Annotated in this window: 2 protein-coding genes; both read left to right on the forward strand. The window is 45.8% G+C overall.

Features of this window, described 5'->3' with window-relative positions:
* The first annotated feature begins 64 nt into the window (after nucleotides 1–64).
* Nucleotides 65–349 carry a transposase gene (locus D0S45_20365; protein ID TIH08882.1) on the forward strand — a complete coding sequence of 95 codons (285 nt, stop codon included), beginning with the start codon at nucleotides 65–67 and terminating at the stop codon, nucleotides 347–349.
* A 47-nt stretch (nucleotides 350–396) separates the two neighbouring features.
* Nucleotides 397–1,224 carry an IS3 family transposase gene (locus tag D0S45_20370; GenBank protein ID TIH08883.1) on the forward strand — a complete coding sequence of 276 codons (828 nt, stop codon included), beginning with the start codon at nucleotides 397–399 and terminating at the stop codon, nucleotides 1,222–1,224.
* Nucleotides 1,225–1,262: the final 38 nt, after the last annotated feature.

A 1,262-nucleotide genomic window follows, 5' to 3' on the forward strand; every position in this document is an offset into this window, starting at 1 on the left:
TGAAGTGCCCTATAGATGACGGACAGTCTTCGAGAGGTTAAGGTCAGCTCATGGAGAGACAGTCATGAGTAACCGAGAGTATTCAGAAGAATTTAGGAAGTCTGCCGTCAAGCTCGTCACCGATCTAGGCTATTCATATAACGAAGCTGCGGAGCAGCTTGGATGTAGCTCTTGGTCCATTCGGCAATGGACTAAAAAGTATGGAAAAATAAAGGATGTTCCACTTGAATTTGAGCATATCTCTGCTGCTGATGAAATGAAGAAAATTCGGGAAGAAAATGCACGACTGCGCATGGAGAACGAAATATTAAAAAAGGCAGCGGCGTACTTTGCCAAGGAGTCCCTATAAAGTACGCATGGATCGCCAAACAAGACGGACTCTATCCGATCACTTCTTTGTGCCGTGTTTTATCTGTYAGCAGAAGCGGCTATTATGACTGGCAAAAAAGGTTRCCAAGYGARCAAGAGAAACRACGARAACAAATTCGTCAGGCTGCTYGTGCTTCTTATAAAGAAAGTGACAGYGTTTATGGATACCGAAAAGTTTATAAGGACGTAATTGAGGCTGTCGATTTCTATTGCTGTCCAGAAACAGTACGGCGCGTCCTTGCTGCTGAGGGGATGAAATCTCACACGGTGCGTAAGCATCGCTATCCGAAGTCGCATCGGAACGAATGTTTTGCGCCGAACTTGTTATCAAGAGAATTTACGGCCAATGCTCCAAACAAGAAGTGGGTTTCGGATATTACGTACATCCCCACGGGTGAAGGCTGGCTCTATCTGGCAATCGTACAGGATATTTTTTCAAGAAAAATAGTCGGTTGGTCTATGTCTAGCCGAGTTGATGCAGAGTTGGCGTGCAACGCACTGAACATGGCAGTCAACAATCGACGCCCAACGGGAGAGGTGCTTTTCCACTCAGACCGAGGGAGCCAGTACACCAGTTCCTCCTTTTCATCGGCTCTTCACAAGCACGGCTGTGTAACCAGTATGAGCCGCCGAGGAAACTGTTGGGACAATGCTGTCGCAGAAAACTTTTTTAGCAAACTGAAAAGGGAGCGGGTAAACCGCTCCATCTATAAAACCCGAGAGCAGGCAAGGCAGGATATTTTCATCTATCTTGAAATTTTTTATAACAGGAAACGCAGACATGCTGGGATCGGCTATGTCTCACCGGAGCGATTTGAGCAGGACTATTACCATAAACAACAACTAGCTGCTTAACCTAAAAATGGGGTGTCCGTTTTTTGTGTAGCATTTCA

Source organism: Marinifilum sp. JC120, from assembly GCA_004923195.1.
Lineage (GTDB): Bacteria > Desulfobacterota > Desulfovibrionia > Desulfovibrionales > Desulfovibrionaceae > Maridesulfovibrio.